The sequence below is a fragment of the Sinorhizobium sp. FG01 genome, assembly GCF_002531875.1.
Lineage (GTDB): Bacteria > Pseudomonadota > Alphaproteobacteria > Rhizobiales > Rhizobiaceae > Sinorhizobium > Sinorhizobium fredii_C.
Genome location: NZ_NWTB01000004.1, coordinates 437,658 through 450,891 on the forward strand (window position 1 = coordinate 437,658; position 13,234 = coordinate 450,891).

Here is a 13,234-nt window from a genome sequence, read left to right on the forward strand (position 1 = left end):
GAGACTTCAAACTACATGAGAATAGCGTTTGTTGCTGCGGCGGCGGCATGCTTTGGCATGTTCGTTGCCGGGATGGGTACGTCGTATGCAGGGGGTGTCGACAAGACCATCAAGACTTCCGCAATCCCCTCGGTGACGAGAACCACAGGCTATCCGGCTCCCCAATTCGACCTGACGCGCGGATCGCAATACACGATCCTCATCCAGAGCTACGCCAAGCAGTATGGCGTTCCCGTCGATCTCGCCCATGCGATCGTCCAGGTCGAAAGCAATTTCGATGCGAGTGCGCGGGGCAGCGCGGGTGAAGTTGGTCTCATGCAGATCAAGCCGGCCACGGCGCGCATGATGGGCTATTCCGGTTCGACCAAGGGCCTCTACGATCCGGCCACCAATATCAAGTTCGGCATGCTGTATCTGGCGAAGGCCCAGGAGCTTTCGGATGGGACGACCTGCGGAACCATCCTCAAATACAATGCCGGCCATGGCGCCAAGCGCATGAACCCGGTGTCCAAGCGCTATTGCGGCAAGGTCAAGAGCATCCTGAATTGACGCGAGGCACGAGCCGCCACTCCGCGAGCAGCGGTTGACGATCGATCCTTGGACCATTCGCTGATCCAGGGGGCAGCCGGATAGGTATCGCGTTCCGGCGAAATAATTCTTAGAGAGAGCTCGGTGCCATTGCCCGGGTGGCATGCTATTCCCGCAGCGAAGCGTCGAGGGATATTCATGTCGGAAAGCTTTGATTTCGTTGTCGTCGGCAAGGGCATGATGGGGGCCGCGGCGGCGCGCCACCTGAGCCTGGCAGGGGCCCGTGTCGCACTTGTCGGGCCGGACGAGCCGGAAGACCGGGTGAACCACCGGGGCGTTTTCGCCAGCCACTACGACAATGCCCGAATCACCCGCACGATCGACAACGATCCCGTTTGGGCGCGTCTCGCCCGCCGCTCGATCGAGCGCTACCGGCAAATCGCCGAGACAAGCGGGATTGAATTCTACCACGAGGTCGGCTGCCTGATTGCCGCACCGGCGCCGGGCGGCGATTTCGACTATATCGAGAGAGTTGCGCTTGCACGGGACGGACTCGGTGTCGAAGCACCCTTGATCGTCGGCGAGCAGCTCGCCGAGCGCTTTCCATGGTTCGACTTCCCACGGCACTATGCCGGCATTCATGAGGCGCGCGGCGCCGGCTATATCAATCCTCGCGCCTTGGTTCGTGCGCAGACGGTTGCGGCAGAGAGACTGGGTGCGCGGGTGATCCGCTCCGAAGTCGTTGCCGTCGACGCGGGGACCGGTTCGGTCGAGGTTTCGACCATCGACGGACACAGGCTTCGCGGCGGGCGAGTCCTCGTCGCTGCCGGCGGTTTTTCGCTCTCCGAAGCGCTGCTGCCGAGGCCACTCGACTTGACGGTGAAGGCCCGTACCGTGCTTTTTTCCGAGGTCGGCGCCTACGATCTCGCCCGATTCGGCGGCATGCCGTCGCTGATCTCTGCGGCCTCCGACCAGCACCAAAGCTATTATCTGTTGCCGCCGGTTGCCTACGCCGACGGCAAACACTACATCAAGATCGGCGGTGACCCGATCGATAGGGTCCTTGCCCACGAGGCTTCGGTTCGCGAATGGTTTCGCGGCAGCGCGAGCGCCGAGGCGGCAGCGCATATGCGTGGCTTGCTTGCCGGTGTGATGCCGGGCTTCGAGCCGAAATCGACGCATTTTTCGCCATGCGTCACCACGTTCACGCGGCACGGCTATCCTTATATCGGCTTTGCCGGCGACCGGATCGCCGTTCTCACCGGCGGCAACGGCCAGGCGGCGAAGAGTTCCGACGAGATCGGGCGGCTCGGGACGGTGCTGGCGCTGAACGGCCGCCTTGATGCCGGTGAGTACGAGACCGATTTTGCCGTCGCTTATCGATAGGCGGATGAGCATGTCGAGGTGAGGGCGCCGATTTTTTGTAGCGCTTCTCGCTCCGGTCGGTTAATGAGCCTCTGCCAGTTGGCCGGGCAGCCGCGCCTCGCAGGTGCCGAAAGGCCGCGGGGTGAGGAAAGTCCGGGCTCCACGGAAACACGGTGCCGGATAACGTCCGGCGGGGGCGACCCCAGGGAAAGTGCCACAGAAAGCAAACCGCTCCGCCTGCGGAGTAAGGGTGAAAGGGTGGGGTAAGAGCCCACCGCGGACATGGCGACATGGACGGCACGGTAAACCCCACCGGGAGCAAGACCGAATAGGGATGACACGGGCGCGCGAGCGCCCAGCCGGTTTCCAGGCCCGTCATCCGGGTGGGTTGCACGAGGCTGTGCGCAAGCGCAGTCCCAGATGAATGGCTGCCACGTTTCGCCTCTTCGGAGGTGGAGCCATACAGAACCCGGCTTACAGGCCAACTGGCGATTCTTCTCTGAATCAAATTGGCGGATGATTCCGGCGGAAGAGCCACGCCCTCAACGTGGCTGGAAAGGTGCCTATTTGCGCGATTCCAAAGCCGTTAGGGGTGCGATCGTAACCCTTCGTTAAACTTAACAACCTATCAATATTTGATCATCCGCGAGGCTGTTTCCAGGCTTCTCCCATTGACGCCCATATGGTCCCATGTTATCCCATAATGGTACTGCGCAAGGGCCGCGTCGTGGCCCATCATCTCGAAATTCCAGGGTGCCTTCCTCGGGAGGTTCAGGCGGACATGCTCGTGTCCGGCGGGGGTCTTTTGTGCGCGCAGGCGAGTGTTCTTTCGGGCCGATGACCAGGGTCCGTCAGTCGGGGGCGGCCGTTTCGCGTCATGAACCGCTTCTTGTCACATGCTACGAACCGGATCGATGCGAAGGGGCGGGTTTCCGTGCCTTCGTCGTTTCGCGCCGTGCTTACGGAGGCGGGCGCGAGGGAGTTATACTGCTTCCAGGACTTCGTCTTTCCGGCGATCAGCGTCGGCGGGCCGGAGCTTCTGGACCGGTTCGAGAGGCAGATGGCCTCCGAGGATCCGTTCTCGGATGCGGCCAACCAGATGTCGCTCCTCGTTCATGGGGGCGGCGTCTTCGTGAAGCTCGACCCGGAGGGTCGGTTGATGGTGACGGATTTCATCCGCGACTTCACCGGCATTTCGACCGACGTGACTTTCGTGGGGCGTGGCGATCATTTTCAGCTCTGGGAGCCGCAGGCGTTTGCGAGGGCGCAGGCGGAGGCCCGGGAAGGGCGCAAGCAACGGGGGCTGCGTCCGGAATAGAGGGGAGAGGCGGAATGGTGACGGATCAAGGCGGCAGAGCTTCTGAAGCCGACGGCGGACCGGTTCGTCACATTCCCGTCATGCTCGCCGAGGTCGTTGCGGCTCTCGATCCGGCGCCCGGCAAGGTCGTTCTCGATGGCACCTTCGGTGCCGGCGGCTACACGTCTGCGATCCTCGATGCCGGTGCCGAAGTGATCGCTCTCGACCGGGACCCGACGGCAATCGCTGCAGGGCAGCCGATGGTCGTCGCTGCCCGCGGAAGACTCAAGCTCATCAATTCCCGTTTTTCCGAGTTGGCGGACCATACGCCGGACGGCGGGCTCGACGGCGTCGTGCTCGACATCGGCGTTTCGTCCATGCAGATCGATGAGGCGGAGCGCGGCTTCTCCTTCCAGAAGCAGGGGCCGCTCGACATGCGCATGTCGGCAAGCGGCGTGACGGCTGCCGATGTGGTCAATCGGGCCAAGGTCTCCGATCTGATCCGCATCTTCGGCTTCCTGGGCGAGGAGAAGCAGGCGGGCCGAATCGCGCGTGCGATCGAGAAACGCCGTGCCGAGCAGCCTTTCGAGACCACCCGCGACCTTGCCGGCCTCATCGAGATCGTCACGCCCCGAAAGGCCAAGGACAAGATCCATCCGGCAACGCGCGTCTTCCAGGCGCTGCGGATTTTCGTCAACGACGAACTCGGCGAACTCGCCAATGCGCTCTTTGCTGCGGAGCGGGTGCTGAAGCCCGGGGGGCGGCTCGTCGTCGTCACCTTTCATTCTCTCGAAGACAGGGTCGTCAAGACCTTTTTCCAGGACCGCTCGGGCAAGGCCGGCGGCTCGCGTCACCTTCCGCTGGTCGCGGCACGGGACGCAACCTTCACGCCAGTCGGCAAGCCTATGATTGCGGCGAGCGAGGAAGAAGCGTCCCGCAATCCGCGCGCCCGGTCGGCGAAACTCAGGGCCGGTATCCGTACAGAGGCTCCGTCGCCGGGAAACGATCTGTCCATTTTCAACCTGCCGGAGCTGGCGAGCCTTGCCAGACTAGGGGGCTAAGAAACGATGCTCAGAACGCTGGATATCGTGCTGATTGTCATCATGACGGGGGCCGCCACGGTCACCTACACGATCAAGCACCAGGCCGAGAACAAGCTCGAGGAGGTCCGCAGGCTCGACGCCGCGATCAAGCTCGAGGAGGACACGATCGACCTGCTCAAAGCCGACTGGGCGCTCCTCACCCAGCCGAACCGGCTGGAGCGGCTCGTCGGCGCCTTCGCGGCCGACCTGCAACTCGTGCCGACGCCCTCGACGCAACTCGCTAGGCCCGAGGAACTGCCGATGCTGAAGGCGGATGTGCCGCCGCCGGAGGAAGGCAAGGATAAGAAGGGCAAAGTCAAGACGGACGACGGCATCGCCGCCGTCATCAATGCCGATAACATCGCAACAGGGTCGGTGGCGCGCTGATGTCGTTTCTCTCCCGTATCATGGTGCTGAAGAGCAAGGCGCATTTCTCTGCCGGCGGCAACAACCGCCCTGCGGAGGCGAGCGTCAACGTCACGTTTCAAGGGACGCGCAAGAAGAGCGCCAGTCAGGCGAAGAGCCGCGTTGCGATCGTCATCGCAAGCTTCGGCATCGCCTATGCGGTGATCGGAGGCCGGCTAGTGCAATACGGCATGGCGCAGCCGGAGACGGTTTCCTCGATCGGTCGCGCCGACAACCTCATGGCGTCGCGCCCCGACATTCTCGACCGCAACGGCGAGATCCTCGCGACCGACATCCGCACCGTCTCGCTCTATGCCGAGCCGCACAAGATCGTCGATGCGGACGAGGCGGTTGAGCGTCTGGCCACGGTTCTGCCCGACCTCAACGCCCGGGAGATCTACAACAAGCTCAAGTCGAACTCGCGTTTCCAGTGGCTGCGCCGGCAATTGACGCCGAAGCAGCAGAGCGAAATCCTGGCGCTCGGCATTCCGGGAATCGGCTTCCGCCCCGAGAAACGCCGCTTCTATCCCGGCGGGCCGACAGCCGCCCATATCCTTGGCCACGTGAATATCGACAACCGCGGCGTCGCCGGCATGGAGCGCTACATCGACAGCCAGGGGCTTGCCGACCTCGCGGCGATCGGCATGACCAGCGATGCGAAGCTCGAGCCGGTCAAGCTGTCGATCGACGTGCGCGTCCAGAACATCGTACGCGACGTCATCGCTTCCGGCATGAAGAACTATGAGGCGATCGCCGCCGGCGCCGTCGTCATGGACGTCCATACCGGCGAGGTGCTGGCGATGGCGTCGGTGCCGGACTACGACCCCAACAAGCCGGCCGAAGGCGCCGAAGAGGGCTGGATGAACCGCATGTCGAACGGCACGTTCGAGATGGGCTCCACCTTCAAGACCTTCACCATCGCCATGGGCCTCGATTCCGGCAAGGTGACGCTCAACGACAGCTTCGACGCGACGGCGCCGATCCGCATCGGCGGCTTCACCATCAAGGACTTCCACGGCAAGCGGCGGGTTCTGACCGTTCCGGAAATCTTCCAGTATTCGTCGAACATCGGCACGGCGAAGATCGCCGACCTCGTCGGCATACCCGGGCACAAGGAATTCCTCACCCGCCTCGGCCTGCTTTCCAAGCTGCCGACGGAACTGCCCGAGGTCAAATCGCCGTCCCAGCCGCGCGAATGGAAGAAGATCAACTCGATCACCATCTCCTTCGGCCACGGCGTCTCGACCACGCCGCTGCAGACTGCGGTCGCCGGTGCAGCACTCGTGAACGGCGGCAAGCTGATACCGCCGACCTTCCTGCCGCGCACGGAAGAGCAGGCGAACGAGCTTGCGACCGCGGTCGTCAAGAAAAGCACCAGCGAAGACATGCGGTTCCTGCTTCGCTGGAACGGCATTGCCGGTTCTGGCAAGCGAGCGCTCGTGCCGGGCTTCAACGTCGGCGGCAAGACCGGCACGGCCGACAAGGTGGTCAATGGCCGTTATTCGAACGACCTGAACTTCAACGCCTTTCTGGCGGCCTTTCCGATCGACGATCCGAAATATATTGTGCTGACCTTCATCGACGCGCCGAAGACCGGCGAAGGTGGCGGGCGCACCGCCGGCTCCAACGCGGCGCCTATGGTGCGCGACATCATCAGCCGCTCGGCGCCGCTCCTCGGCGTCGAACCGAAATTCGGAGAAGACGGTTCTGCCTTGCTTGTGTCTTATTGACCGTGAAATGAGAATGCGGGCGATTCGTCATAGCGGATCGGTATCGAAGTGAGACATGCAGTTCATGAAGATCAAGGACCTGGCGGGAGCAGATTTCCCGGAACTCTCGGCGCAATTGAACGGTGATTCCGCGAATGCGGAAATCTCCGGCCTCACGGCCGACAGCCGGCAGGTCAAACCCGGCGATCTTTTCGTGGCTGTCGCCGGGACAAAGGCGAACGGCGCCGCCTATATCGCCGATGCGATCGCGCGCGGCGCTGCGGCTATCGTGGCTGCCGATTCCCACCCGGACGCGCGTGCGCCGGTGTTCCTGCTTTCAGATCCGCGTCGCTTCCTCGCCAAGGCGGCCGCCGCCTTTTACGGGCGTCAGCCGGCGACGATGGTGGCGGTGACCGGGACCGCTGGCAAGACGTCCGTCGCCTCCTTCACGCGGCAGATCTGGGCACATTCCGGGCTTTCGGCGGCGATGATCGGCACCACCGGGGTCACGGCGCCGGGCCGCAACGATTACGGCTCCCTCACCACTCCGGATCCGGTATCGCTGCACAAGCTGCTCGCCGAACTCGCCGACGAGGGCGTCACCCACGCGGCGATGGAGGCTTCCAGCCACGGTCTCGACCAGAGCCGGCTCGATGGCGTCCGATTGGCCGCTGCCGCCTTCACCAATCTCGGCCGCGATCACATGGACTACCATCCGACCGTCGAGCACTACATGGCCTCGAAGATGCGCCTCTTTGGCGCGCTTCTGCCGAAGGGCGCGCCAGCGGTGATCTTCGCCGACGACCAGTGGTCGGCCGAGGCGATCACTGCTGCCAGCAAGGCCGGACACGATGTGCGCACCGTCGGCCGCAACGGCGACTTCATCAGCTTGAAGAGGGTCGAGCACTTCCGCCACAAGCAGTCGGCCGAGGTGCATGTCGGGGACGACATATTCGAAATCCACGTGCCGCTCGCCGGCGATTTCCAAGTGGCCAATGCGCTTGTCGCGGCGGGCCTTGCCATGTCCACGGGGATCGAAGCGAAAGCAGCCTTCTCGGCGCTCGATAAACTGCAGGGCGCCTCCGGCCGGCTGGAACTGGTCGGGCAGACAAAGGACGGCGCGCTCGCCTATGTGGACTATGCCCACAAGCCCGACGCGCTCGAAAACGTGCTGGAATCGGTGCGCCCGTTCACCACCGGCCGGGTGATCGTCGTCTTCGGCTGCGGCGGCGACCGCGACAAGGGCAAGCGGCCGATCATGGGTGAAGTTGCAACGCGGCTAGCCGATGTCGTGCTCGTCACCGACGACAATCCCCGATCGGAAATCCCCGAAGTGATCCGCTCGGAGATCATGGCCGGTGCCAGGGGGGCCACCGAAATCGCCGATCGCGCCGACGCGATCCGGACTGCCGTCGGCATGCTGAAGGCCGGCGATACGCTGATCGTTGCCGGCAAGGGACATGAGGAGGGGCAGACGATCGGCTCCGTGACGCTGCCGTTCTCCGATCATGCGGAAATACGCAAGGCGTTGGGAGGGCTTTGACTTGAGCTGGCTCTGGACAAGCAGCGACCTGCTGGCCGCCATGAACGGCCGCCCGGTCGGCAACCTGCCCGAAGGGATCATCGGCATCTCGATCGACAGCCGCACGATTGAAAAGGGCGAGGCTTTTTTCGCCATCCGGGGCGATCGCGTCGACGGCCATGACTATGCCGGCATCGCGCTTGCCAACGGAGCCTCCCTGCTCGTCGTCAGCGAAGGAAAGCTTCCCGCACTCGGGCGATTGATCGCGCCGATGATCGTCGTCGACGACGTCCTGGAGGCGATGATCCGCCTCGGCTGCGCTGCGCGCGACCGGAGTGCCGCAAAGGTCATCGCGGTCACCGGCTCGGTCGGCAAGACGACGACGAAGGAGATGCTGAGGCATGTCCTGTCGCCGCTCGGGCGCGTCCACGCTTCCGTCGCCTCCTTCAACAATCATTGGGGTGTGCCGCTGACATTGGCGCGCATGCCGGAGACGACCGATTTCGGCATCTTCGAGATCGGCATGAACCATCCGGGCGAGATCCGGCCGCTGTCCGCCATGGTGCGCCCGCATGTGGCCGTCGTCACCAGCATCGCCGCCGCTCATCTCGGCAATTTTGCGAGCCTCGACGAGATCGCCGCGGCGAAGGCGGAGATCTTCGAAGGTGTGGTCAAGGGTGGGCATGCGGTCATCAACCGCGACAGTCCGCAGTTCGAGCTTCTTGAACGGGCTGCCGCGGCGGCGGGCATCAGCCATATCCATTCCTTCGGCGCCAATCCCAAATCGGAATATCGGCTGATCGAGTTCGCCGGCGGCGCCGATCGATCCGTGCTATGGGCCGGCATCGGCGGCAGGACGCTGGAGGTGACGATCGGGGCTCCGGGACGGCACATTGCCGAGAATGCCCTCGCGGTGATTGCCGCCGCACAGCTTGCGGGCGCGGATATCGACCGCGTCCTTGCCTCGCTCGCTACCATGCAGCCGGAAAAGGGCAGGGGCTTGCGGCACCGTCTGAAGATCGGCGGGGGTCACCTGACACTGATCGACGAAAGCTACAATGCCAACCCGGCATCAATGCGGGCGGCGATCGCCCTGTTGCGCGACGCCGAGCCGCCGGCCGGCGGGCGCCGTATCGCAATTCTCGGCGACATGCTCGAGATGGGGGAGCATGCTGCCGCCGTACATGCCGCCCTTGCAGACCCGATCGTTGAAGCGGGCATAACCGATGTCTGGCTCGCCGGCCCCGACATGGCGCATCTGCGCGACGCGCTGCCGGTCGAGGTTGCGGTTGTCCACCGCGAGGCGATCGGCGATCTCACCTCCTACGCGCTCGGCGCGGTTGCTGCCGGTGACGTGGTGATGGTCAAATCGTCGAAGGGCACCGGTTGCGCCAAGATCGTTCAGGCTCTTCTCGATGCATATCCCGAAGAGACGGCCGAAGCGGGGCAAGTATAGAGGGCAGCGCCACCAAGGCTGGTGGATAAGGCCCGGGCCAGGGGAATTGGCCTAACATGGACAAGTGCAAGTGGATATCGTTCATCAGATGATTCTGTTGGGCGATGTCCGATTCTAAACCTTTGGGGAAAGGTCCCTTATGCTCATCTGGCTCGTGGAACTGGCGGACCACTTTCAATTCTTCAATCTCTTCCGCTACATCACCTTCCGCACGGGTGCAGCTCTCTTCACCTCCGCCCTGATCGTCTTTCTGTTCGGTCCGGCGATCATCTCGTCGCTGCGCATCCGCCAGGGCAAGGGCCAGCCGATCCGCGCCGACGGGCCGCAGACGCATTTCAAGAAGGCTGGCACGCCGACCATGGGCGGGCTGATGATCCTCGCCGGCATTGTCGGCTCGGCGCTGCTCTGGGCTGATCTTTCGAGCATCTATGTCGTGTCGACGCTGTTGGTAACCCTCGGCTTCGGCGCCATCGGCTTCTACGACGACTATCTCAAGGTCACCAAGCAGTCGGACAAGGGCTTCTCCGGCAAGGCACGCCTTGGCATCGAATTCGTCATCGCCGCCATCGCGGTCTTCTTCATGATGCAGGCGGCGCTGTCTGCCGGCAGCGCTGGCTCGACCTTCGGTTCGTCGGTGACCTTTCCGTTCTTCAAGGACCTGATGCTCAATCTCGGCTATTTCTTCGTGCTGTTCGGCGGTTTCGTCATCGTCGGGGCGGGCAATGCCGTGAACCTGACCGACGGACTCGATGGTCTCGCCATCGGGCCGGTGATGATCGCCTCGGCGGCCTTCGGGCTGATCGCCTATCTCGCCGGCAACGCGGTCTTCGCCAACTACCTGCAGATCCATTTCGTGCCGGGCACCGGCGAACTCGCGGTGATCCTCGGCGCAGTGATCGGCGCCGGACTCGGCTTCCTCTGGTTCAATGCGCCGCCGGCGGCGATTTTCATGGGCGACACGGGATCGCTTGCGCTCGGCGGCCTGATCGGCACCGTTGCCGTCGCCACCAAGCATGAGATCGTCATGATCATCATCGGCGGCCTCTTCGTCATCGAAACGCTGTCGGTCATCATCCAGGTCTTCTGGTTCAAACGCACCGGCCGTCGCGTCTTCCTGATGGCGCCGATCCACCATCACTTCGAGAAAAAGGGATGGACGGAGAGCCAGGTGGTGATCCGCTTCTGGATCGTTGCGGTCATCCTGGCGATGGTCGGCCTCTCGACCCTCAAGCTGCGGTAATCGAGATGATACCGGTCACCACATTCAAGGGCAGGAAGGTCGCACTCTTCGGCCTCGGCGGTTCGGGTCTGGCGACAGCTGAGGCGCTGGTTGCGGGCGGGGCGGTGGTCACCGCCTGGGACGACAATCCGGAGAGCGTCGCGAAGGCCGACGCCGCTGGCCTCGCGACGGCGGACTTGCGCCACGTCGACTGGACTGCCTTTGCAGCCTTCGTCCTCTCGCCCGGCGTGCCGCTCACTCACCCGAAGCCGCATTGGGCGGTCGATCTTGCGCATCAGGCCGGCGTCGAGATCATCGGCGATGTCGAGCTTCTCGTGCGCGAGCGCCGCGCCCATGCCCCCGAATGCCCCTTCATTGCCATCACAGGTACGAACGGCAAATCGACGACGACGGCGCTGATCGCCCACATCCTCAAGACCAGCGGGCGGGACACGCAACTCGGCGGCAACATCGGCACGGCCGTGCTGACGCTCGATCCGCCGAAAGCGGGTCGTTTCTATGTGGTCGAATGCTCGTCCTACCAGATCGACCTGGCGCCGACGCTCGACCCCACGGCCGGCATTCTCCTCAACCTGACGCCGGACCATTTGGACCGGCACGGTACGATGCAGCACTATGCCGACATCAAGGAACGCTTGGTGGCGGGAAGCGGTACCGCCGTCGTCGGCGTCGACGACAGCTTCTCCAGCCTGATCGGGGACCGCGTGGAGCGGGCGGGAACCAGGGTCGTGCGCATCTCGCGCCGTCATGTGCTGGCGGACGGGATCTATGCCGAGGGATCGTCGCTCATGCGGGCCGAGGGCGGATCGTCGTCGCTCTTTAGCGATCTCGCCGGCATCCAGACGCTGAGAGGCGGGCACAATGCCCAGAATGCGGCGGCGGCCGTTGCCGCCTGCCTTGCCGTCGGCGTCAGCGAAGATGAGATCATCAACGGGCTCAAGAGTTTTCCGGGCCTCAAGCACCGAATGCAGCCGGTCGCCAAAAAGGACGAGATCGTCTTCGTCAATGACAGCAAGGCGACCAATGCCGATGCGGCTGCCCCCGCGCTTTCGAGCTACGAGCGGATCTATTGGATTGCCGGCGGCCTGCCAAAGGAAGGCGGCATCGCCTCGCTGACGCCGTTCTTTCCGAAGATCGTCAAGGCCTATCTGATCGGCGAGGCGGCGCCCGCCTTCGCGGCTACGCTCGGTGAGGCGGTGCCCTACGAGATTTCCGGCACCTTGGAAAAGGCGGTCGCGCACGCGGCGGCGGATGCGGCGCGGGATCGCCAGGGTCCTGCCGCGGTGATGCTTTCCCCGGCTTGCGCAAGTTTCGACCAGTACAAGAATTTCGAAGTGCGGGGCGATGCCTTCGTCGGCCATGTGGCGGCCCTCGAAGGCGTGACCATGCTCATCTGATGCGTGAGTCCTGGACGCGCGGCGGAGCGGGATTCGGAAGTTGGCGTATAGTGCGCCGGAAAAGGGGACAGACAGATGGTAAGCCGAGCCGAACGTGGCCCTGTGGCCGACTGGTTCTGGACGATAGACAGGTTCTTCCTGGCGACCTTCATCCTCCTGATGGGCGTCGGCTTCATGCTTTCCTTCGCCGCAAGCCCTCCGGTCGCCGAGCGGCTCGGGCTCGACAGCTTCCACTTCGTCAAGCGTCACGCGGTCTTCCTCCTGCCGTCGCTCGTGGTGATGGTGGGCATATCCTTTCTGTCGCCGCGGCAAGTCAGGCGCGCGGCGATCATCCTGCTCGCCGCATCGCTCGGCATGATGGTTCTCGTTCTCTTCGTCGGCGAGGAGGTCAAGGGGTCGCTCCGCTGGATCTCGATCGCCGGCATTTCGATCCAGCCGTCCGAGTTCATGAAACCTGCCTTCGTCGTCGTCTGCGCCTGGCTATTCGCCGAGCACGCCAAGCAGCCGGAGATCCCCGGCAACCTGTTGTCGATCCTGCTCTTCGGCATCGTCGGCGCGTTGCTCGTCGCCCAGCCGGACCTCGGCCAGACCATCCTTACCGCCGCGGTATGGGGCGGCATGTTCTTCATGGCCGGCATGCCTTGGCTCTGGATCATCGTGCTGGCCGGGGCGGCCGCGGGCGGCTTCTTCGTCGCCTATACGATGCTGCCGCACGTCGCCGGACGTATCGACCGCTTCATGACCGGCGAGGGTGACACGTTCCAGGTGGATACGGCGCGCGACGCCATCATCCGCGGCGACTGGTTCGGCCGCGGCCCGGGCGAGGGCATCGTCAAGCGCATCATTCCCGATAGCCACACCGACTTCGTCTTCTCGGTGGCCGCAGAAGAGTTCGGCATCGTATTCTGCATGGTGATCGTGCTGATCTTCGCCTTCCTGGTCATGCGCGGCCTTAATCACGCCTTCCGGGAGCGCAACGATTTCAACCGTTTTGCCGTCGCTGGCCTGGTGCTGCAGATCGGCATTCAGTCGATGATCAACATCGGCGTGAACCTCGAATTGCTGCCGGCCAAGGGCATGACCCTGCCGCTGATTTCCTATGGCGGCTCGTCGATGGTGGCGATCTGCGTGACCGCCGGCTTTGTCCTGGCACTCACCCGTCATCGGCCGGAGAAACGTGCGGTCGAGCGCAGCCTCTTTCGATCCGGCGTCGGCGTGCCGGCGGAGTAAGAC

At 63.7% G+C, this 13,234-nt stretch carries 11 protein-coding genes and 1 other RNA gene; all 12 read left to right on the top strand.

The window, feature by feature from the left end:
* The first annotated feature begins 15 nt into the window (after positions 1-15).
* The 12 genes from CO656_RS07535 (at position 16) to ftsW (ending at position 13,231) form a co-directional block, all read left to right on the top strand.
* On the top strand, positions 16-549 hold the full coding sequence (locus CO656_RS07535) for a lytic transglycosylase domain-containing protein (protein WP_037415434.1): 534 nt from the start codon (positions 16-18) through the stop codon (positions 547-549).
* Positions 550-726: 177 nt separating this feature from the next.
* Complete coding sequence (locus CO656_RS07540; protein WP_097525327.1) at positions 727-1,914, top strand: FAD-binding oxidoreductase; 1,188 nt, start codon at positions 727-729, stop codon at positions 1,912-1,914.
* Between the two features lie 74 nt (positions 1,915-1,988).
* Positions 1,989-2,386, top strand: an RNA gene (gene rnpB, locus CO656_RS07545) — RNase P RNA component class A.
* Positions 2,387-2,770: 384 nt separating this feature from the next.
* The gene (gene mraZ / locus CO656_RS07550; RefSeq protein WP_037415440.1) at positions 2,771-3,211 is read left to right on the top strand and encodes a division/cell wall cluster transcriptional repressor MraZ; all 441 of its coding nucleotides are present in this window, start codon (positions 2,771-2,773) and stop codon (positions 3,209-3,211) included.
* A 14-nt stretch (positions 3,212-3,225) separates the two neighbouring features.
* Complete coding sequence (gene rsmH / locus CO656_RS07555; protein WP_097525328.1) at positions 3,226-4,251, top strand: 16S rRNA (cytosine(1402)-N(4))-methyltransferase RsmH; 1,026 nt, start codon at positions 3,226-3,228, stop codon at positions 4,249-4,251.
* Between the two features lie 6 nt (positions 4,252-4,257).
* A complete protein-coding gene (locus CO656_RS07560) occupies positions 4,258-4,659 on the top strand; it encodes a hypothetical protein (RefSeq protein WP_037415446.1) in 402 nt (133 codons plus the stop codon).
* A complete protein-coding gene (locus tag CO656_RS07565; protein ID WP_097525329.1) occupies positions 4,659-6,407 on the top strand; it encodes a penicillin-binding protein 2 in 1,749 nt (582 codons plus the stop codon). Before CO656_RS07560 ends, CO656_RS07565 begins: the two co-directional genes overlap by 1 nt.
* 64 nt (positions 6,408-6,471) lie before the next feature.
* Complete coding sequence (locus tag CO656_RS07570; protein ID WP_097525406.1) at positions 6,472-7,929, top strand: UDP-N-acetylmuramoyl-L-alanyl-D-glutamate--2,6-diaminopimelate ligase; 1,458 nt, start codon at positions 6,472-6,474, stop codon at positions 7,927-7,929.
* Between the two features lies 1 nt (position 7,930).
* A complete protein-coding gene (locus CO656_RS07575) occupies positions 7,931-9,364 on the top strand; it encodes a UDP-N-acetylmuramoylalanyl-D-glutamyl-2,6-diaminopimelate--D-alanyl-D-alanine ligase (RefSeq protein ID WP_037415452.1) in 1,434 nt (477 codons plus the stop codon).
* Between the two features lie 139 nt (positions 9,365-9,503).
* On the top strand, positions 9,504-10,604 hold the full coding sequence (gene mraY / locus CO656_RS07580; RefSeq protein ID WP_037415455.1) for a phospho-N-acetylmuramoyl-pentapeptide-transferase: 1,101 nt from the start codon (positions 9,504-9,506) through the stop codon (positions 10,602-10,604).
* Between the two features lie 5 nt (positions 10,605-10,609).
* A complete protein-coding gene (gene murD, locus CO656_RS07585; protein WP_097525330.1) occupies positions 10,610-12,001 on the top strand; it encodes a UDP-N-acetylmuramoyl-L-alanine--D-glutamate ligase in 1,392 nt (463 codons plus the stop codon).
* Positions 12,002-12,076: 75 nt separating this feature from the next.
* Complete coding sequence (ftsW, locus tag CO656_RS07590) at positions 12,077-13,231, top strand: putative lipid II flippase FtsW (protein WP_037415461.1); 1,155 nt, start codon at positions 12,077-12,079, stop codon at positions 13,229-13,231.
* Positions 13,232-13,234: the final 3 nt, after the last annotated feature.

What these genes read in the sequence shown, in the direction of transcription:
- CO656_RS07535 (WP_037415434.1), top strand. Translation starts at nt 16, where the DNA reads ATGAGAATAGCGTTTGTTGCTGCGGCGGCGGCATGCTTTGGCATGTTC.
- CO656_RS07540 (WP_097525327.1), top strand. Translation starts at nt 727, where the DNA reads ATGTCGGAAAGCTTTGATTTCGTTGTCGTCGGCAAGGGCATGATGGGG.
- mraZ (WP_037415440.1), top strand. Translation starts at nt 2,771, where the DNA reads ATGAACCGCTTCTTGTCACATGCTACGAACCGGATCGATGCGAAGGGG.
- rsmH (WP_097525328.1), top strand. Translation starts at nt 3,226, where the DNA reads ATGGTGACGGATCAAGGCGGCAGAGCTTCTGAAGCCGACGGCGGACCG.
- CO656_RS07560 (WP_037415446.1), top strand. Translation starts at nt 4,258, where the DNA reads ATGCTCAGAACGCTGGATATCGTGCTGATTGTCATCATGACGGGGGCC.
- CO656_RS07565 (WP_097525329.1), top strand. Translation starts at nt 4,659, where the DNA reads ATGTCGTTTCTCTCCCGTATCATGGTGCTGAAGAGCAAGGCGCATTTC.
- CO656_RS07570 (WP_097525406.1), top strand. Translation starts at nt 6,472, where the DNA reads ATGAAGATCAAGGACCTGGCGGGAGCAGATTTCCCGGAACTCTCGGCG.
- mraY (WP_037415455.1), top strand. Translation starts at nt 9,504, where the DNA reads ATGCTCATCTGGCTCGTGGAACTGGCGGACCACTTTCAATTCTTCAAT.
- murD (WP_097525330.1), top strand. Translation starts at nt 10,610, where the DNA reads ATGATACCGGTCACCACATTCAAGGGCAGGAAGGTCGCACTCTTCGGC.
- ftsW (WP_037415461.1), top strand. Translation starts at nt 12,077, where the DNA reads ATGGTAAGCCGAGCCGAACGTGGCCCTGTGGCCGACTGGTTCTGGACG.